General features: G+C 39.9%; 16 protein-coding genes and 2 rRNA genes. 6 read left to right on the top strand and 12 right to left on the bottom strand.

The features are described 5' to 3' along the window. Positions 1 to 13: 13 nt before the first annotated feature. Positions 14 to 1,099: a glycosyltransferase gene (locus tag I6E78_RS12865; RefSeq protein WP_197182663.1), complete on the bottom strand. Its 1,086-nt coding sequence runs from the start codon at positions 1,097 to 1,099 to the stop codon at positions 14 to 16. Continuing rightward, entirely contained in the window at positions 1,099 to 2,169 is a 1,071-nt protein-coding gene (locus I6E78_RS12860) for a glycosyltransferase family 1 protein (protein ID WP_197182662.1), read from the bottom strand. Before I6E78_RS12860 ends, I6E78_RS12865 begins: the two co-directional genes overlap by 1 nt. A 210-nt stretch (positions 2,170 to 2,379) precedes the next feature. Here I6E78_RS12860 and I6E78_RS12855 point away from each other — a divergent pair, with 210 nt between their 5' ends. After that, positions 2,380 to 3,885: a capsule assembly Wzi family protein gene (locus I6E78_RS12855; RefSeq protein ID WP_197182685.1), complete on the top strand. Its 1,506-nt coding sequence runs from the start codon at positions 2,380 to 2,382 to the stop codon at positions 3,883 to 3,885. 103 nt (positions 3,886 to 3,988) lie between these two features. Here I6E78_RS12855 and hldE read toward each other — a convergent pair whose 3' ends face one another. After that, positions 3,989 to 5,428, bottom strand: coding sequence for a bifunctional D-glycero-beta-D-manno-heptose-7-phosphate kinase/D-glycero-beta-D-manno-heptose 1-phosphate adenylyltransferase HldE (gene hldE / locus I6E78_RS12850; protein ID WP_011328980.1), 1,440 nt, complete (start codon positions 5,426 to 5,428; stop codon positions 3,989 to 3,991). Continuing rightward, positions 5,428 to 6,018: an SIS domain-containing protein gene (locus I6E78_RS12845; protein WP_011328981.1), complete on the bottom strand. Its 591-nt coding sequence runs from the start codon at positions 6,016 to 6,018 to the stop codon at positions 5,428 to 5,430. The genes hldE and I6E78_RS12845 overlap by 1 nt, the downstream gene beginning before the upstream one ends. 238 nt (positions 6,019 to 6,256) lie before the next feature. Here I6E78_RS12845 and waaA point away from each other — a divergent pair, with 238 nt between their 5' ends. Further along, positions 6,257 to 7,540, top strand: a complete 1,284-nt coding sequence (waaA, locus tag I6E78_RS12840; RefSeq protein WP_197182661.1) for a lipid IV(A) 3-deoxy-D-manno-octulosonic acid transferase — start codon at positions 6,257 to 6,259, stop codon at positions 7,538 to 7,540. Continuing rightward, positions 7,537 to 8,085 (top strand): DUF1415 domain-containing protein, encoded by a 549-nt coding sequence (locus tag I6E78_RS12835; protein ID WP_197182660.1) that lies wholly within the window; start codon positions 7,537 to 7,539, stop codon positions 8,083 to 8,085. The genes waaA and I6E78_RS12835 overlap by 4 nt, the downstream gene beginning before the upstream one ends. 50 nt (positions 8,086 to 8,135) lie before the next feature. Here I6E78_RS12835 and I6E78_RS12830 read toward each other — a convergent pair whose 3' ends face one another. The 4 genes from I6E78_RS12830 to purL form a co-directional block, all read right to left on the bottom strand. Further along, on the bottom strand, positions 8,136 to 8,465 hold the full coding sequence (locus I6E78_RS12830) for a YdbL family protein (protein WP_011328984.1): 330 nt from the start codon (positions 8,463 to 8,465) through the stop codon (positions 8,136 to 8,138). An 11-nt stretch (positions 8,466 to 8,476) separates the two neighbouring features. Further along, positions 8,477 to 8,674 (bottom strand): YnbE family lipoprotein, encoded by a 198-nt coding sequence (locus I6E78_RS12825; protein ID WP_011328985.1) that lies wholly within the window; start codon positions 8,672 to 8,674, stop codon positions 8,477 to 8,479. A 2-nt stretch (positions 8,675 to 8,676) separates the two neighbouring features. After that, positions 8,677 to 11,145 (bottom strand): YdbH domain-containing protein, encoded by a 2,469-nt coding sequence (locus I6E78_RS12820; protein ID WP_197182659.1) that lies wholly within the window; start codon positions 11,143 to 11,145, stop codon positions 8,677 to 8,679. Positions 11,146 to 11,307: 162 nt separating this feature from the next. Further along, entirely contained in the window at positions 11,308 to 15,198 is a 3,891-nt protein-coding gene (gene purL, locus I6E78_RS12815; protein WP_089368671.1) for a phosphoribosylformylglycinamidine synthase, read from the bottom strand. A gap of 211 nt (positions 15,199 to 15,409) precedes the next feature. Here purL and mltF point away from each other — a divergent pair, with 211 nt between their 5' ends. Continuing rightward, positions 15,410 to 16,822 (top strand): membrane-bound lytic murein transglycosylase MltF, encoded by a 1,413-nt coding sequence (mltF, locus tag I6E78_RS12810; protein ID WP_011328988.1) that lies wholly within the window; start codon positions 15,410 to 15,412, stop codon positions 16,820 to 16,822. Between the two features lie 195 nt (positions 16,823 to 17,017). Continuing rightward, positions 17,018 to 17,185: a hypothetical protein gene (locus tag I6E78_RS12805; RefSeq protein ID WP_167376939.1), complete on the top strand. Its 168-nt coding sequence runs from the start codon at positions 17,018 to 17,020 to the stop codon at positions 17,183 to 17,185. Here I6E78_RS12805 and tadA read toward each other — a convergent pair. Further along, entirely contained in the window at positions 17,182 to 17,688 is a 507-nt protein-coding gene (tadA, locus tag I6E78_RS12800; RefSeq protein WP_086998976.1) for a tRNA adenosine(34) deaminase TadA, read from the bottom strand. The two genes, I6E78_RS12805 and tadA, sit on opposite strands and share 4 nt — an antisense overlap. Before the next feature lie 178 nt (positions 17,689 to 17,866). Between tadA and I6E78_RS12795 the strand changes: the two genes are divergently transcribed. Continuing rightward, the gene (locus I6E78_RS12795) at positions 17,867 to 19,171 is read left to right on the top strand and encodes an inosine/guanosine kinase (protein ID WP_011328991.1); all 1,305 of its coding nucleotides are present in this window, start codon (positions 17,867 to 17,869) and stop codon (positions 19,169 to 19,171) included. 22 nt (positions 19,172 to 19,193) lie between these two features. On the opposite strand, the gene glsB is transcribed toward I6E78_RS12795, so the two are convergent. The 3 genes from glsB to rrf (I6E78_RS12780) form a co-directional block, all read right to left on the bottom strand. Then, positions 19,194 to 20,117 carry a glutaminase B gene (gene glsB / locus I6E78_RS12790; protein ID WP_011328992.1) on the bottom strand — a complete coding sequence of 308 codons (924 nt, stop codon included), beginning with the start codon at positions 20,115 to 20,117 and terminating at the stop codon, positions 19,194 to 19,196. Positions 20,118 to 20,329: 212 nt separating this feature from the next. Then, positions 20,330 to 20,444: ribosomal RNA gene (gene rrf / locus I6E78_RS12785) — 5S ribosomal RNA — on the bottom strand. Positions 20,445 to 20,510: 66 nt separating this feature from the next. Next, a 5S ribosomal RNA gene (gene rrf, locus I6E78_RS12780) occupies positions 20,511 to 20,616 on the bottom strand; the annotation flags it as partial.

Genomic DNA, 20,616 nt, shown 5'->3' with positions numbered 1-20,616 from the left:
CTTACTTTAGCAGCTAATTAGCTAAAGCTAAGTACTTGGCAGCCACCTGCTCTGCGCTTACTTGTTGTAAAATAGCTGCATTTGTAACGTTTGGCTTATCTGCCAGCACTTGTTCAATTGCACGTGCTAACTGCTCACTTTGCTGTATTGGCACTAAATATTTACTTAGCGCACCTGTTAGTATTTCGCTGGGGCCAAAAGTACAGTTAGTGCTCACCACTGGTGTACCTACTGCAAGTGCTTCCACTAATACATTCCCAAACCCTTCAAAGTCTGAGCTTAATACTAGCGCTTTGGCATGTTTTATCCAATTATATGGATTTTGCTCAAACCCTGGCACAATCAGTTGCTCTGCAATTCCATATTGCTGTGCAAGTTTTAATGCCTTTGTCGGTTTGTTACATAACAGTACTAGTTTGTACTTTTTATCTAACTTAGCAAACGCTGCGAATAAAATATCATGACGTTTTTGCTTGGCTAATCGCCCAACATGAATAAGGTAAGGCACATTAGGAATGTTAGTGTTTAGCTCACTGGCTTGCTGATTTATTTTTTTTAAATCGAACGGGTTATAAATTGTAGTGATCGCACTTGGAGTAATTAAGTTACCTTGGGTAATTTCATTTTCAACCCCTTTGGATACACAAATGAGTGATTTATCATTTAAGTTTTGTTTACTTTTTTTAAGGTATAAATAAGAAAGAGGCCCTAATTTTTTTTGCCTTGCTAGCTCAGCATTTACTGAGTTATGCATAACAAAATGGACATTTTCGACATTACTACGCGCAAGCAGGTTATTACTTCGATCTAAATTTGACAGTACTAAGTCAATGTACCCGACTTCACTTCTCTTTTTTTCAAACCACGACTCTAGTTTAGCTACACTTGCTTTGCGCTGCCAAAAACGGTCAACCTTCGACGCTCTATCCGTAAATAAGCTCTCAACTTGTAAGTTACTTGGGATATCGTATTCAACGCTATTAGCAAGGGATAAAATAGTCACATTGTGTTTAAGTGTCGCTATTTGCTCAGCTAAAGTAAGCATTACTTTTTCAGCACCACCGCCAACCAGTGAATCAATTACTATCACTATATTCATTATTTGCTTCCTAATAATAATACTTTTACACCTTGGTTAATTACATCAAAACTATGAACGTTTGCAAATAACGCGTAGTTACTGAGTATATTTTGATAATTAGGTTCGGTGATTATCTCGTTTACTTTATTGGTTATGTCTAAAATATCGAGTTTAGCTTTTATTACCACGCCAGTAGTAACGCAGCGTGCAATACGGTTACTTTGATCTTTTGATATAGCGCAAGCGACTGTAGGAGTTTGTACCGCAATAGCTTGTAATAATGTATCGCCCGCACTTAATAGCGCTACTTTAGCTTGGCTTAACAATGCCAAAAACTCACTACCCTGCTGACTTGGTATGCAAATTAATTCATCAGTTTGCGGTAACGGCTTGGTGTAATTGGGCCCAAAAACAACAACCCCCTTTAGCGAGGTACGTTGAGTGATGGCCAGTGCAGCTTGAAAATAAATATCAGCACAATTTTGACCGTTTAAAGTGTGTCCGCCTGAGCCTGCATTCACTATAAAATATTCATTTTTTGTTAAATCATAGTCGTTTAATACTTGCTGCTTTTGTTGCTCAGAGGCAAACGCAGTATAGGGACCTACATTATGCGGAGGTGCTAAAGCAAAGGTATTTAATTTAAGCTTTTCTAGCCATGTAAGTGGCTCGATGCAGTAATCTGGCTGTATTACCCAGTGCACGTCAATTAAACCAATACGATTAAGCTTTAATCCTTTGGCTCGTTTTTTCTCATGTTGCGAAATGAAAACAACTTTTGCGCCCACTTTTTTTGCCGCTTTCATATGCTCAGCACGACCAGCACAATCAAACACCACCACATCAGGTTTATATTGTTCAATAAATTGACAAACTGCTTTGGTTTCTTTGGTTGCCGACCTCTCTAAAAGTGTGGTTTCAAAAGGGCAACATTTAGCGTAAGCCGTATGTTTGTTTAAAATAAAGTGGATATTTATATCCCCTGGGCATTCATTTTCTAGCGTTTGTGCTAGCAAAAGTGAACGCATATATTCACCAATGCCCTCTGGTGATGATACAGGAATAAATAAAAGTCGTTTTTTGCTCATTACAATCTCAATTTCCGATTTGGCACTCAGTATATCAATCACATAGTTTTAGCGATAGATAGCGACCCTTTTTATCTTATTTTTAGCCTTACTGCGCCCATTTAGTTACTGCAATAAAGTGCTTTGATTGCTAAACTTAAGGTAATTTAAATCACAAGGATCTGAACTTTGCGAAACAAAATTTTTATATTGTCTTCACTTTTTTGCGTAATGAGCGCGCCGGTTAACGCAGAGCCATGGGTAAAACCAGATGATTATGGGTTAAGAGCTGATATTCAACTTTTAGCCGATGCTGGCGTTATTTTAGCCCCGGTAACCACTTACCCTCTAATGTGGAAGAGCTTTATAAGTGAAGTAGACAACACTCCCCTAGGCCAGTTATCGCCAAACTTGCAAGATGCTTTATTACGGGTAAAACATCGTTACAAGTCTGAAAATACGGGATCTCACAGTGTACAGATGTCTGCTTTTGCAAGTTCAGATACAATTGTTGCCACCAGTTTTGGCGCAACTAATACCCAAGAGTCAGAAGCATCTGCTGCCTACGCCTATTTAGGCGACAGTTTTGCCGCTAAAGTAGCGGTTAATTATCGCAATGATGGCAAAAAGTGTTTTGTTACTGGGAAAACTGCAGACGATATAGTGCTAGATGAGCAAGCACTTACTGACTGTAATGACACCTCCTTTGATGGCAGTTATATAGCCTACCGTTTAGGTAACTGGATTTTTAGAGCCGGTGCCATAGAGCAGTTTTGGGGCCCGGGGGTTGATAATAGTTTAATTATGTCGGGCAACGCTAAACCATTGCCTGCAATGAGCGTGACTCGTGAGCAAAGCACTGCCTTTGAAACCCCTTGGCTAAGCTGGTTAGGCCAATGGGGATTTACCGCACAAATGGCTCAGTTAGAATCTACTCGTGTAATTCCTGATGCTTTATTGTGGAGTACTCGCGTTAATTTCAGACCATTACAGCAATTAGAAATTGCACTGAGCTGGTCAGCGCAATGGGCTGGTGATGGCCAACCTAGTTCAGCGGGTGACTTTATTGATATGGTTACTGGGCAAACAACTTGTGTTGATGGCTCAACTAAATGTGACAGCCAATTAGAGTCTAAACTTGGTAATCAACTTGCGGGTATAGATATTCGCTGGTCTGACACTTTATTTAGCCAACCGTATGCGCTTTATGCAAGTACCATTGGTGAAGATGCCAGCTCAAAGTTTAAACCTGTCGACAGAGCCTATTTATTTGGTGTACAAACTACTCATCGTATTTATGATCAAAACGTATTAGTAAATGTAGAGTACATAGATACGGGCGTAACATGCTCTGCTGAATCAAGCAGTGAAAACTGCTATTACGAGCATTCAGATTACAAATCTGGTTACCGCTACCATGGCCGTACCATAGGTTCAACATTTGATAATGACGCGCAATCACTAGTACTAACTGTGCTAGGCCAGCTTTCAAATGGAGATGATTGGCAAGTTAAATTACGCGATGTTGATTACAACAATGATAACCGCGATCGCTACCCTAATAACCCTGATTTAGGCAATACCATTACTAAAACAGCTTATAACAGTAAACAGCTTGAAATACGTTACAGGCAACTTGCTATGGGTGGGCGCTTAACGCTAGGCGCTTTTGCATCAAATAACGATGCAGCAGAAAACGACACATCTGCATTTGCTAAATATGAATATAACTTTTAAATTCGGGATTTTTGGCTATCCTAAACTAGGATAATAAGTGCAAATAAAAAGGGATGAAAACACTGTTTTCATCCCTTTTTTAATTCATTAATAACCGTCGTAATTACTGCTTAATCTTACTAATCACTTTTGAAGTTGAGCAACCATCTAAAAACTCAAGCACCTCAACTTTTCCGCCGTGAAGCAGTACATGCTCAGCACCGGCTATTTGTTCAACCGTGTAGTCGCCACCTTTAACTAAAATATCTGGGCTAATTTGCTCAATTAATTTAGCCGGTGTGTCATTTTCATCCGCACTACCAAATGGAATAACCCAATCAACAGAGGAAAGTGCACTTAATACCATAGCTCTTTCATCTAGCGGATTAATTGGCCTATCGGCGCCTTTTAATCGTGATATAGACGCATCGTTATTTAGCCCCACCACTAATCTATCGCCACGCGCTTTTGCTTGTGCTAAATAGCGTACGTGCCCAGCATGCAAAATATCAAAGCAGCCATTGGTAAATACAATTGTTTCGCCATTTTGTTTTGCAAACTCTATATGCTGCAGCACATCGTCAAACGGAGTTTGATAATGCTCACCAGTGGCATGTAAATATTGACCCAGCTTACGACTAAGTTCTTCTGGCGACACTGTGGCCGCACCTAATTTACTCACCGCAATGCCCGCTGCTAAGTTAGCAATTTCCACCGCATTTTTAGGTGTCATTCCCGCCCCTAGCATCACGGCTAGAGTTGCTATAACTGTATCGCCTGCGCCGGTTACATCACTGACTTCAAGCTCTTGCGCGGCAAAATCATATTTTTCAGTCGCACTAATTAACGACATTCCTTGCTCTGAACGCGTTAGCAACATTGCTTTTATGCCTGCGTCACTTATGAGCTTACGCGCACTTGTTGCCAAGCCCTCTTCTGAGTCTGTTTGCCCACCCGCTAATTTAAACTCATTTAAATTTGGTGTAATGTAGTCTGCACCTCTATATAAATGTAAATCAGACGACTTAGGATCAACGAGTACCGTTTTCCCTGCTTTTTTAGCTAGGCTTATCATGTTTTCAATCAGGCTCAATGAACCTTTATTGTAATCAGAAAACACTATAAAATCGTACTCATCAAGTACTAGCTCTAAACGGTTTAATAACAGCTGGCTGTGTTGCTCTGTAAACGTCTCTTCTAGATCTAGCCGTACAACTTGTTGATGACGGCTAATCACTCGCATTTTAGAAATTGTCGGTAAGTCGCATACACTTACTAACTGTGAATTTATTTTTTCACCTTCTAAAATGCCTTCTAGTATCTGTCCACCTTCATCTTCGCCTATTAAGCCAAGTAGGCCTACTTTACCATCTAATCGGGCTATATTTTTAGCCACGTTTGCTGCGCCACCGGCTTTGTCTTCTAATTTGCTTACTTTTACTACCGGTACCGGAGCTTCTGGGGAAATACGCCCTGAATCACCATACCAATAACGGTCAAGCATTACATCGCCAACCACCAAAATACGTGCGGCTGATAAGTTTTTTAATAGCGATAAATCCATTACTGCTGCTCCGCAACTACCATATCAATAGCTTCACATAACCAATGGCCAATAAACATGTGTGCTTCTTGAATTCGCGCTGTTTCATCGTTTTTAATAATAATAGGTAATTTGGCAATATTTTTAACTTCACCGCCATCACGCCCCGTTAATGCTACGGTAAAGGCCCCTATTTTATTCGCTGCTGCTAACGCTAGATTAATATTGGCGCTTGTACCTGATGTGGTTAACCCTATAACTAAATCTTCTGGTTTACATAAGGCTTGTACTTGGCGTTCAAACACAGTGTCAAAATGATAGTCGTTACTGTGCGCAGTTAAAATTGACGTATCGGTTGTAAGTGCCATAGATGCAAGTGGACCACGCTCTAATTTATAACGCACTACAAATTCTGCCGCTAAATGCTGTGCATCGGCCGCACTACCACCGTTACCAAGCCAAACAACCTTACCGCCTGCTTGTAATGCACTATGGCACACTTCTAACAATTGCATAGACTCTTGATGATAAGCCTCCATCGTTTCAAATAATGCTAAATGACGATTTAAACTCTCAAGGTAACTCGTTGCTACTGAATCGATAATTGACATGGTAAATTCCTCTAGGAATTGAAATGGCAGGAAAAATTAATTTCATTATTCCATAAATCTATACCCAAATCACCTCAATATACATATTACTGAAACAGGTATTTTGAGCTAACTTGAATAGCGTTATTATTATTTTATCGGGTAGCAGCTGAACACAAACCATATATTATCTTTTCTGTGTTTAGAATTGATCATTTTCACGTTAAACTAAGACGACTTACCCTTATAAAAGCTTAGTATGGCACGCATTTTTTATTCACTCGCATTAATGATTATTAGCCCACTAATCGTATTTTATTTATATGTATTACGCGGTAAAAAAACCCCAGGTTATAGAGCGCACTTTAAACAGCGCTTTGGTTTTGTGGACAAGTCTTTATTTGCCAATAACAATAAGCCGCTGCTAGTGCATTGTGCATCTGTAGGTGAGGTACTCGCCGCTACCCCCCTGATCAAAGCAGTACAAAAAGCGCACCCTAAATTAAATATACTTATAACGTGCAACACCCCTACTGGTCGTGAGCAAATCATTACGCAGTTTAAAAACACGGTAGCCTGCTGCTACTTACCTATGGACTTTCCATTTGCAACCGCCCGATTTTTAAAACGAGTAAAGCCACAAGCCCTGTGTATTTTAGAAACTGAACTGTGGCCCAACCTTATGGCAAGTAGTCGCAATAGAAATATTCCGGTACTTGTTTTAAACGCTCGCTTGTCTGAAAAATCGCAACAGGGTTATCAAAAAGTAGCTAAGCTAACGCATATTATTATGCGCTCTATCACTGTATTGGCCAGTCATAATAAAACTGACGCCAAACGCTTTATAGAGCTTGGCCTTGAGCCACATAAAAGCAAAGTTACAGGTTCAATAAAATTTGATATTACACCTACCCAAGAGCAACTAACTAAGGTAACTGCACTCAAACAGCTTTATAATTTAGAGCAGCGCTTTATATGGGTTGCAGGCTCCACTCACCCTATCGAGCATGAGCAGGTAATTAGCGCTCATAAAAATCTATTAGAAAAACAACCCAATGCGTTACTCATAATAGCGCCGCGCCATCCTGAACAGTTCAATAAGGTTGCAGATTTACTAACGCAAAGTACACTGAGTTTTAGTCGTCGCAGCAATAATAATTATAATAACGAAAACGTCTTGTTAGCAGATACGCTTGGCGAGCTGCAATACTTATATGGCGCTGCTAATGTGAGTTTTATTGGCGGTAGTTTAATTCGTCGCGGTGGCCATAATCCTCTTGAATCAGCTGCATTTTCAGTGGGCGTTATCAGCGGGGCGCATACCTATAACTTTGATCATATTTACCCTGAGCTTATAAAGCTCAAAGGCGCTATTGTGGTTGATAATGCTGATGAGCTAACACAACAACTTATAGCATTAAATCAAAACAGCAAAGCATGCCAAACTTTAGGTAAAAAAGCAGCGCAATGCGTGGCCAATAACCAAGGTGCTATACAAAAAACACTTAACATTATTAATCAATATTTAGAGCCAAAACCGTGACCAACATAGCCATAAGCCAAACCCGCGAATGGGTTTCAAATGTTATTGTAAAATATAACTTTTGTCCCTTTGCCCGCAAAGAAGTAGAAAATAACTGTATTCATTATTTTGTAAGCCCTGCAAGCAGCATAGACGATGCAGTAATGGACATGCTTGAGCAATGTATTGAGCTTGACCGAGAGGCTGCACGCGAAACCACACTTATTATGTTTGATAACGGCTTTAGCGACTTTGAAGACTTTTTAGACTTGGTTGACTTAGCCAACGCGCTGTTAGTAGCCCAAGGTTTTGAAGGTAAGTATCAAATTGCTAATTTTCATCCCGATTATGTATTTGCCGATAGCGATGCAAGCGATGCGGCAAACTATACTAATCGCTCCCCTTTTCCTACTTTGCATTTAATTCGCGAAGCAAGTATCAGTGCAGCACTTGAGAGTTATAACGAACCCGAATCTATACCTGAGCATAATATAAATTTAGCAAGGCGCAAGGGTATCGATTTTTGGCAACAGTTACTCGAAGGGTGTAAAAAACCGAGCGCTTAAAGCGCTCGGTTATATATAACAGTAAATAGCATATAACAGTAAATAACTCGTTATTTTTTAACCCAATTACCATTTACTTCAACAAAATGACCTCTTTGGGTTTTTTCGATTGTTTTTGCCGCCGCTAACGCCTCTACTTGCGACAGTGACAAGTTATTTTTTTGCGCTAATTTTAAATACTGTGCTTTACGCTTAGCATTAATGGTATCAACGACCACTTTAGCCTCTGCATTTTGTACCACTAAGCCCAAATAGCCTGAGCTATCTTCGCCTACTAAACCTTGGCTTTTAGCATCATCTAAACTAATAGCCCATGCCGAAAAAGACATACATACAGCACTAACTAATGTAATTATGCTTAATTTGTTGTTAACTTTCATATCCTAGCTCCTTAAAATAACTCACTGTCGTCACTAAATAAATTATCGAGTTCTTTATCTACTTTTACACGAATTTCGTGATCAACCTTCACATTTAAATTAATTGTAATAGGCTCTTTAGCAGCTACCTCTACTCGGTGCGTACACGCACCAAGGGCACTTATTGCTGCAAATACAATAAGTACTTTTATGCTTAACGACTGTTTCATCATTAGTTTCCTTTTTGTGAGTATTGTTGCTCAACTTTTTGTGTAATTTCATCACTTAAGCGCAATGCACGTAATAAAGTAAATATATTTTCTTCATGATTATAATTAAAGTTAACTTGCTGCTCTGCTTGCTTATTATAACCTTGCAAATTTACGCCAAGCTTTAGCCAACCATCACTTTTAAGTGCCACACTGCTATTAAGCTTTTGTATATCAAGATTTTTAAGTAATCCCAATACAGGCTGTAACTCTTGTTGCTGCTGCATAACTGAATCAAATGCTGCGTTATTAGTAATCATTAACTTACCCGTTCCTTGATTACTTAAACTGCCATTTACTACCTCAATACCCGTGTTATTAAAGTGCACTGGCAAAGTGCCGGCAAAACGCCCTGAAAGCGTAATCCCCGACTGTTCATCAAGTGTAATAAGTTTACTGCCATCAATGTTTTTAAATTTAACATTAGCAACTTGCTGCAGGTCATTAAGCGAGTATTTATCAAGGCTAAACTCACCATCAAATAACGCTCCTGCAATGTCAAATATACGCGCATTATTGTTTTTAACCTGCCAGTTCCCTTTAATGTTTTTAATAACAACACCAGCCCTTAGTTCATTTAAGTTAAAGGTAGTGGGTTTTACATTAAGCTGCCCTGAATTATATTCGCCAACAAATTGGCTACTTAAATCGCTGGCAAGGTAATCGTTATAAAGCGCACTTACGTTGTTTAACTCCATTGCAAACGAGGCATGTTGTAAATTTACATCCCCGCTGATTCGGCCATTAAACGTTCCCTGTGTAAGCTGCGCTAATGGCTCAAACTGATGAATAAAGGTATTTAATAACACTATACTTTGTGTAGGTACTACTATTTCAAATGGATGTTCCACTGCCGATATATGATGGTTTACCGCTAATTCAATATCGTTTACAAATACGTGATGTGATGCTTTTAGAGCGCGACTTTGCAATCCTGTAGAAGCAACTTTTATATTATTGAGTTTTATAACAGGGCTATTAAATTTATTTATTACTGTATTAGCACTAAGGTCTGCAAATAATTCACCATGACTTAAATTTGCTTTAGCAGTTATGGTATTGCTTATATCTGTTAATTTAAATTCGTTATATTTTAACGTTTTAAATAGGGTTTTTAGTGTTATTTGTGCGTTTAAAGCATCATCTAGCTGTGCCGTTAAGCGACCTTCGTATTGCTCTACACTCAGTTGTGCAAAATCAACCTGTGCGGCTGTTAATCTACTTGTAGCATTACCACTTGGTTTTCCATCGACTATATTTATTAAATTAAATTGCCCTGAGGCGTTAACTTTATTAGCGCTAATTTTATTACTACTAGTACTGGCAATAAAATCGGGAAGTGAATTAAGCGCAACAGTATAATTACCTTTAAGTGTGTTATTTTTAAATTCTGCATTAAGCTCAATGTTTTTAATATCTGGCGTACTTATACTAACCGCTAACATGCTTTTAAAATCCGCCCAAAGGTTGGTAAAATTAAGCTCTGACTCCATTAGAGTTATTTCAAATTGATTATCTCCTTCGCTAATTATATTTAGCATTGGCAAAGTAAGGTGGTTATTAGTAATACTAATCACTTTAGGAAGTTTAATCTGCCAATTTAAAGGGGTTTGCTCAGCTATAAAATCAGCATAATCACTCGGCGGAATGAGTGAGCTACACGTAGGCGTTAAATTTAATTTATTGTTTAACAAACTCGAATCTAGCTCAACTAATTTACTATTTAAATTAAAACCAATAATTAACCTACCATCAGCCAATGCTTCAAGCCGGCACTGCTCCATAGCATATTCAAACTGTGCGTTTACATCGCCATTTAACTGCAGTTCAATACCATCAAAGCTAAATACTTGCTGAGTACTAAAGCTAATACCTGCAACGACTGTATTTTCGGTATTTATAAGCTGCTTTAACAGAGAGTCATCAACAGAAAACTGCCCTGTTAGTTTATTATTAGCTAAAATTGCTTTAGCGTTTATATCGCCTGTTATATTAAATTGATTTAAAATCGGCTCTGCTAAATTTATTTTTAGTGGCTTGTTAAAGTCATTACTCTTTATTACCAGCTGTTTTATAGCAATTAATGGACGTTTTTCTGGCAGCGCGAGAGCAAGTTTTTTTGCCGCGGAGCTACTTTGATTACTTTTGGGAAGTGGATTTATACTTAATACTGCATGCTCAACAATCACTTGCTTTGTATTTACAGTAATATCGATTAGCTCTAATTGTTGATTTTGATAAGTTAAGCATACTTTGTCGGCATGAACATTTAATTGAGCTGTAACCGAAAAATCTAAGCAACTGAGTGTAATACCCGCTTTTTCTAATTGCGGTGTTATAGCCCACTGGACTAATGGCAAACGAAATATATAACCAAGCAAAATTATGCTTAGTAATAAACTGCTAATAATTAAACTCACACGCTTAAACATATTATCCTTAATATTAGTGCTAGGTTCTAGGTTCTAGGTTCTAGGTTCTAGGTTCTAGGTTCTAGGTTCTAGGTTCTAGGTAATCATAAACAAAAAAGGCTGCACAAGGCAGCCTTTTTATTATACTCAACTTAAATGAACCTAAATTGAGCAGTTAGGTTATTAACCTACATTTTTACGCGCGTTGCGGAACATACGCATCCACGGGCTATCTTCTCGCCACTCATCTGGGTGCCAAGAGTTAGCAACAGCACGGAATACGCGCTCAGGATGCGGCATCATTACTGTTGCACGTCCATCGGTTGAGGTAATACCTGTAATCCCTTCTGGCGAGCCATTTGGATTTGCTGGGTATTGCGTTGTAGGATTACCGTAGTTATCTACAAACTTAACCGCTACTGTACCCGAGTCTAATGCTGCTTTAACTGCGTTATCGTTTGCAAATTCAGCATGACCTTCACCGTGCGATACTGCAATTGGCATACGCGAACCAGCCATACCATTAAAGAATACCGATGGATTTTCTTGTATTTCTACTAAGCTAAAACGTGCTTCAAAACGCTCTGATTTATTCGTTACAAAACGTGGCCAATGCTCAGTACCTGGGATCAACTCTTTTAAAGTAGATAACATTTGGCAACCATTACACACACCTAAACTAAAGGTATCTTCACGGTGGAAAAAGCTTTGGAACTGTTCACGCGCCATGTCGTTAAACAATATCGACTTAGCCCAACCTTCGCCTGCACCTAATACGTCACCGTAAGAGAAACCACCACATGCCACTAAGCCTTTAAACTGCTCAAGCGATAAACGCCCTTCTAGAATATCGCTCATGTGTACATCAATGGCAGCAAAACCAGCACGATTAAATGCGGCAGCCATTTCTAGATGAGAGTTAACTCCTTGCTCACGTAAAATAGCCATTGGTGGTTTAGCGCCCGTTGCAATATACGGTGCTGCTATATCTTCGTTTAAGTCAAAGTTTAACTTAACGTTTAAGCCAGGATCTTTAACATCAAATTTGGCATCAAACTCTTGCTTAGCGCACTCAGGGTTATCGCGACGCGCCTGCATTTGATACGTTGTTTCTGCCCACATAGTACGCAGCTCTGTACGCGTGTTACTCAGCACGGTATTTTTACCACGGTTAAATACAATCGCATCGTCGCTATTAAGCGTGCCTATAATATGGCTGATTGTCGCTAAGCCATGATCTTTAAGTACCGCATTAACTGCATCTAAATCACTATTAGCCACTTGAATAACAGCGCCAAGCTCTTCGTTGTAAAGCGCTTCAATGTCGTTGCCTGTTAAGCCATTAATATCAACAGTTACACCTGTGTGGCCAGCAAATGCCATTTCGGCAACTGTGGTAAATAAACCACCGTCTGAACGGTCATGATAAGCAAGTAACTTACTATCAGCTACCAATACTTGCATGGCGTTATAAAAGCCTTTTAATAACTCTGGGCTATCAACATCAGGCGTTATATCACCTAATTGCTTATAAACCTGCGCTAAGCTTGATGCGCCCATGCGGTTTTTACCCGCACCTAAGTCAACTAAAATAAGTGATGTTTCGCCTTTGTCGGTACGTAGCTGCGGTGTCACTGTTTTACGTACATCGTCAACACGGCCAAAGGCAGTGATAATTAACGATAGCGGTGATGTTACTGATTTCTCTTGTGAATCACCTTCATCTTTCCATGTCGTTTTCATCGACATAGAATCTTTACCTACTGGAATTGTTAAACCAAGCGCTGGGCAAAGTTCTTCACCTATGGCTTTTACTGCTTCATATAAACCAGCATCTTCACCAGGGTGACCCGCTGCTGCCATCCAGTTAGCCGAAAGCTTAATATTTTCAAGGCTACCAATATTTGCACAGGCAATATTTGTTAACGACTCTGCCACAGCTAAACGCGCCGATGCAGCGTAATTTAATAGCGCTGCAGGAGTGCGCTCGCCCAACGACATAGCTTCACCATGGTAAGTATCGTATGTAGCAGCAGTTACAGCACAGTTAGCCACAGGCACTTGCCAAGGGCCAACCATTTGGTCGCGCGCTACTAAGCCTGTTACCGAGCGATCGCCAATTGTAATAAGGAAGGTTTTTTCTGCAATGGTTGGTAAGCGCAATAAACGCTGCGCCGCATCTGCTACATTAATATTTGTAACATCAAGTGCTTTACCTACAACCTGCTTTGAGGTTACATCGCGATGCATTTTAGGTGCTTTACCTAATAATACGTCTAGTGGTAAATCAACAGGGTTATTATCAAAGTGGCTATCGGCAACCGTTAGGTGTGGCTCAGCAGTCGCTTCGCCTATTACCGCGTACTGTGCACGTTCGCGCTTACAAATAGCTTCAAAACGGTCAAAATCTTCAACACCTACGGCAAGTACATAACGCTCTTGCGATTCGTTACACCAAATTTCGTGTGGTGCCATACCTGGCTCATCATTTGGAATATCGCGTAGTTGAAACTTACCACCACGGCCACCGTCATTTACTAGTTCAGGAAATGCGTTTGATAAACCACCGGCGCCCACATCGTGAATAAACGCAATTGGGTTTTCATCACCTAGCTGCCAACATTTGTCGATAACTTCTTGGCAACGACGTTCCATTTCTGGGTTTTCGCGTTGTACTGAAGCAAAATCTAAATCTTCATTTGATTGCCCAGACGCCATGCTTGATGCTGCACCGCCGCCTAAACCTATGTTCATTGCTGGGCCACCTAAAGCAATGAGCTTAGCACCAACAGGAATTTCACCTTTTTGTACATGGTCTGTGCGAATATTACCTAAACCACCGGCAAGCATAATTGGTTTGTGGTAACCACGTACCTCAAGGCCATTATGGCTTGTCACTTGCTCTTCATAGGTACGAAAGTAACCTAACAAATTAGGACGGCCAAACTCATTATTAAATGCAGCGCCGCCAAGCGGCCCTTCAGTCATAATATCCAAAGCGGTAACAATACGCCCAGGTTTACCAAAATCACTTTCCCACGGTTGCTCGTAACCAGGAATACGTAAGTTAGAAACAGTAAAGCCAACTAAACCAGCTTTAGGCTTAGAACCACGGCCAGTAGCACCTTCATCACGTATTTCACCACCTGAGCCTGTAGCAGCACCTGAAAATGGCGCTATGGCGGTTGGGTGATTATGAGTTTCAACTTTCATTAGTATTTCGATGTCTTCTTGATGATACGCATATTCACCTTGCGCATTGGGGAAGAAGCGCCCCGCTTTTGAGCCTTTCATTACCGCGGCATTGTCTTTATATGCCGACAATACATTTTCAGGGTTTTTCTCAAAAGTATTTTTAATCATCTTGAACAGCGACTTTGGCTGCTCTTCACCATCGATTGTCCAGTCAGCATTAAATATTTTATGACGACAATGCTCTGAGTTTGCTTGGGCAAACATAAACAATTCGATATCGTTAGGATTACGGCCTAACTTTATAAAGTTTTCTACTAGGTAATCTATTTCGTCATCTGCAAGGGCAAAACCTTGTTCAACGTTAGCAATTGCAAGCGCTTCTCGCCCACCACTTAAAATGTCTACAGATGACATTTGACGCGGTGCATCACTGCGAAATAGTTGCGCAGCATCCTCAAACTGGCTATGGGTTGCTTCGGTCATACGGTCATGTAATAACGCCGTTACTTGTAAAAGTTGCTCTGCGTTTAGCTCACCTTCAACATAATAAGCAATACCGCGTTCAACACGATGAACCTGCTTTAAGCCACAGTTATGGGCTATGTCGGTTGCTTTAGAAGCCCAAGGCGAAATAGTGCCAGGGCGAGGTGTTACTAATACAAGTTTACCTGCTGGGGTATGCTCAGCAATAGTTGGACCGTAGGTTAATAGTTTTTCAAGCTTGGTTTGCTCAGCGCTACTCAATGGCGATGTTAAGTCGGCAAAGTGCGCATATTCAGCATATACGTTGGTGACAGGAAGTTGCGATTGTTGGCAACGCGCTAAAATTTTATTAACTCTGAACTCTGAAAGTGCTGGTGCACCACGAAGGATCAACATAGATAATTTCATCCGGGGTTAGGGATTGAACGATATTTTAGGGCAACATTATAGTCTAAGTAGCACTTAGATTTAACTCATAATTTCGCTTTTCATAAAATTAACTTTTTTTCTTTATTTACAGCCACTCGATACGAATAAAACTAAACGCTAAGTGACGTAATGGCTAAGTTTTGTTATAACGGGGATTAGGGCGTTAAAGAGGCAAACAATGTTGAAAGAAAAACTAATCATAATTATTACTTTAGTTATGCTGTTGTGTGCATGCGATATACAAGAGCAGTCGACTCAACTTGCCCAAATAAAAGCGCAAAACAAAATTAGAGTGGGTACATTAGCCAGTGCCAGTAACTATTATCAGGCAGTACAAGGTGAGCAAGGCTTTGAATACGAGCTTTCTCAGGCCTTTGCAGACTATTTAGGTGTAGAGCTTGAAATAGTCCCATTTTTTAATTTATCAGACATGTTTGCACGCCTGCAAAGCGGTGATCTTGATTTAATTGCCTCAGGCCTTACCTATAATAAAACACGTGCACAACAATATCGTTTTGGCCCTACCTACCGAACCATTAGTCAAAAACTAGTGTATAAACAAGGTATAGAGCGACCACGCGACTATGATGATTTAACTGGTAATCTCATGGTTATAGCTAAAAGTAGTCACTCACTTACTTTACAAAAAGTAAAAAAAAGCAATCCAGAACTTAACTGGAGCGAAACCGAAGAATTTGACGAAGAAGAGTTACTACAAGCCGTTATTGATGGCGAAATAGATTACACTTTAGCCGACACCCATACGTTATCGTTATTTCGTCGTTATCACCCTAATTTAAGTATTGGTTTTTCAATTACGCATAACGACCCGATCGCGTGGATGCTGCGTAAATCAAATGACGATTCGCTTTATGCTTTATTAGTCCCTTTTTTTGGTGAAGCAAAACAAAATAATCAACTTTATGTACTTGAAGAAAAATACTTTGGTCACGTTCGTCAATTTAACTACGTAAATACACTTGCCTATATTGAAGCAATAAAAGAAACACTGCCTAAATACCAACCATGGTTTGAACAATATGCCGGAACACTTGATTGGCGTTTACTCGCAGCATTAAGCTATCAAGAGTCTATGTGGAACCCGCGAGCAAAATCCCCAACTGGGGTGCGAGGAATTATGATGCTAACCCGTAATACAGCTAAGCAGGTTGGGGTTACTAATAGGTTAGAGCCAGAGCAAAATATTCGCGGTGGCGCAAAATACTTAAGTAAACTAATTAAACGTATCCCTGATCGTATTCCACAACCAGACAGAACCTGGCTCGCACTTGCTGCGTATAATGTAGGCTGGGGACATGTAAACGACGCACGAATTATTACTAAACAACAAGGCGCAAGCCCTGATAAGTGGGCCGATGTTAAAAAGCGCTTACCATTACTAATTAAAAAACGTTACTACCGAAAAACGCGTTATGGCTATTCTCGTGGTGATGTTGCGGTGAGCTATGTTGATAATATTCGCCGTTATTACGATGCCCTAGTTTGGCTTGATGAAAATAACGCAATAGAAGAAAAACCAGAAGCACCTGTAGTTGCCCCTAAAATTGGGGATGAGGTTGAAGCAAAATAGTAAACTGACAAACGATAATAATAACAACTAATTCATTACTCTAAGTAAATACGCCCTGGGTAATTAAAAAACTGTTTACTTGTCATCAAATGTTCAATAATGTGTGTTAATTATATATTCACATTAATTAATGATAAACATCTGAGTAATTTGGATATAATTTGTGCATTTCTCATTATTGCATTAGGAGAAAACATGCTAAAACGTAAACGCACGCAAAGATTCAAACGAAAAACAATTAACTCAACAGCAACTCGACGCCGCGTTATGCTGCGTAATTTACATAAAAAAATAATTTGGCGCCGCCGCATGTTTGCAATGCAAAAAATGGCAGAGCTAGATGCTTTAATGGCAGCAAGTTAAAGTTCATTGCTATTACGAGCAGCCTTTTTGGCTGCCTTAATTTGCGCTCTTCTGCGCTTAAAAAAGTCAGATATAATAGTAGCGCACTGCCCCTCTAGTACACCACCTAATACCTCCACCTGATGATTTAGCTTAGGCTCTTGCAACAAATTCATAATAGAGCCAGCAGATCCTGTTTTAGCATCGGCAGCACCAAACACTAAACGCTTAATTCTACTGTGCACTAATAACCCCGCGCACATAGAGCATGGCTCTAAGGTCACATAAAGCGTGCAATCAATTAAACGATAATTATTAAGTGCTTTACCGCCTTTACGTACAGCCATCATTTCAGCATGAGCTGATGGGTCATTATCAGTAATAGAACGGTTATACCCTGCAGCAACAAGCTGATTGTCTTTAACAAGAATGGCACCAACAGGGATCTCATCTAGTTGTTCTGCTTGCTTTGCGTACGTTAACGCTTGTTGCATCCAATAGTGGTCATCAAATCGTTCGTTCATTGAAGCTACTTTAATTATTTTTTATGCATGGATTATATCAAGTTAGCTAATTAAAGTGCGTAATTACGGCATTTATTGCAAAAATAAAACAAATTAAAACGGTTTATCGTGGCTCCTAAGGGGGGATTCGCGCTATAATCTCACGCTTTTTTTATTTAGCTCACAATACGGGTAGCAAATGAAATTTCCTGGACGTCGCAGGCATAAACATTATTTTCCAGTGGAAGCCAAAGATCCACTAACTAATCAACTTAACGCCACAGAAAGATTACACAGTAGCTATATTACCGGAATCGATCAGATTGTTGTCGATATCGAAGCCAAGGTCGATCAAGCTTTCCTTGATGAATTTAAGCTGCAACGAGGCATGTCACAAGTTATAGATAGTGACGTCACTAACGCCTTATATGAGCGTTTAAAGCTACATGAAATGGTTGACTACGAGTATGCTGGCGGAACCGTTGGTAATACTATGCACAACTATTCAGTACTTGCCGATGACAGATCTGTGCTATTGGGCGTAATGAGTGAAAACATAAATATAGGCAGTTATGCTTATCGTTTTTTATGTAATACCTCAAGCCGCGTAGATTTAGATTATTTACAACCAGTAGATGGGCCAATTGGTCGCTGCTTTACACTAATTGATGAAACTGGTGAGCGAACCTTTGCTATAAGTGCAGGGTTAATGAACCACTTACGCCCTGAATCTATCGATAAAAGCCTTATTGAAAATTCTTCCGCGTTGGTGATCAGTGCTTATTTAATGCGCACTCAAGGCGCAGAAACCATGACAGAAGCCACCATACAAGCGGTTAAATACGCTAATGATGCTGGTGTGCCTGTGGTACTTACACTTGGAACTAAATTCTTAATTGAACAAGATCCAACCTGGTGGGCTAACTTTGTTGAAAAGCATGTCGATATTCTTGCAATGAACGAAGAGGAAGGCTTGGCAATTACTGGTTTTGAAGATCCCCTTTTAGCAGCTGATAAAGCGCTTGATTGGGTCGACTTAGTAATTTGTACTGCCGGTGAAAAAGGCTTATTCATGGCAGGTTACGTTGACGAGCAATTAAAACGCGAAACCGAGTACACATTATTACCTGGTGCAATTCCAGATTTTAATCGTTATGAGTTCTCACGTGCTATGCGCAAAGCTGACTGTGATGATCCAATTAGAGCCTATAGCCACACAGCCCCATTTATGGGTGGCCCTGATTCAATCAAAAACACCAATGGTGCTGGTGATTGTGCGCTTGCGGCGGTTTTACATGATTTATCTGCCAATGTTTATCATAAAATAAACGTCAGTAACTCAGCAAAACACCAGCAAAAAGCAATTACCTACTCGTCATTATCACAAATAAGTAAATACGCTAACAGAGCAAGCTTTGAAGTATTAGTGCAGCACTCTCCTCGCTTATCTCGTGGTTTACCAGAGCGCGAAGATTGCCTCGAACTAGTCTACTGGGATAAATAAGATTTTAAGGAGCAATAGCTCCTTAAAATATTGAAATGTCGAGTTTTTTTGATAGCAGCTCTAATGCTGCTATTCCCGCCACCGAGTTGCCAAAAGAGTTTAACCCTGGTGACCATACCGCAACAGTAAATTTATTAGGTAATACCGCTAAAACCGTACCAGACACCCCAGATTTCCCCGGCATACCTACCCTATAACCAAAGTCACCTGCTGCATCATATAAACCACTGGTAAAGAGTAAAGAGTTAAGCTGCTTAGTTTGACGGCTCGGTAACACCCGTTTACCTGAAGTGTTATCAATCCCATTATTAGCTAAAAAATTATACGCTTTTGCCAGTTCAATACAATTTAGTTCAATAGCACAAAAGTTAAAGTAAGCCCAAAGCACATCATCCACTTCATTTTCAAAGTTACCAAATGACTTCATTAAATGCCCCATAGCCGCATTTCTATGCCTAAACTCATATTCTGAGTTTGCTACCTTTTTATCTATTGCTATACACCTATTCCCCGATAAAGCCCGAAATGTTTCAAGCATAGTATGCATAGGAGCCGATAAGCGACTGTATAAAGCATCGCAGGTTACAATCGCACCTGCATTAATAAATGGGTTACGAGGTATGCCTTTTTCAAATTCCAACTGAGTAAGCGAATTAAATGCAGTTCCTGATGGCTCTTTCCCCACGCGATGCCACAGTTCATCACCATAACGTTGTAATGCTAACGTTAATGTCATTACTTTTGATACAGATTGAATAGTAAATTGTTGCGTACAATCACCCGCACAAAATGTTTCGCCTGAGGTAGTGTAAATAGCAATAGAAAATTGTTCGGGATCAACCTCTGCCAACGCCGGAATATAATCGGCCACTTTACCTTGTGATAATAAGGGAGCTACCTCTTGGGTTATGTCATTCAATACTTGTTGATAATCAGTAGTAGGCAATAGAAACCTCAATTACACGGTTATATAAAGCAGAATTTTAGCATGCAAACAGTAAGTACGCTTTCACTTTTTAAATAGCTTGTGCTTACTTTATAAATTCTAAAAAGCAAAAAACCCGTTACATTACTGTAACGGGTTTCTTTAATTTAAATCCTGGCAATGTCCTACTTTCACATAGCAAATGCTACACTATCATCGGCGCTGTTTCGTNAGCCTGGCAATGTCCTACTTTCACATAGCAAATGCTACACTATCATCGGCGCTGTTTCGTTTCACTACTGAGTTCGGCATGGGGTCAGGTGGGTCCAAAACGCTATTTTTACCAAGAAAATTCGTTTCAATTTTCTTATTTTTATAATTTATTCAATTTAAAGTCTCTCGACTAAATTTGGAGCCTGGCAATGTCCTACTTTCACATAGCAAATGCTACACTATCATCGGCGCTGTTTCGTTTCACTACTGAGTTCGGCATGGGGTCAGGTGGGTCCAAAACGCTATT

Origin of the sequence: Pseudoalteromonas sp. NZS127, assembly GCF_015864805.1 — a bacterium.
GTDB lineage: Bacteria > Pseudomonadota > Gammaproteobacteria > Enterobacterales > Alteromonadaceae > Pseudoalteromonas > Pseudoalteromonas nigrifaciens.
This window is presented reverse-complemented; position numbering and strand designations above follow the sequence as displayed.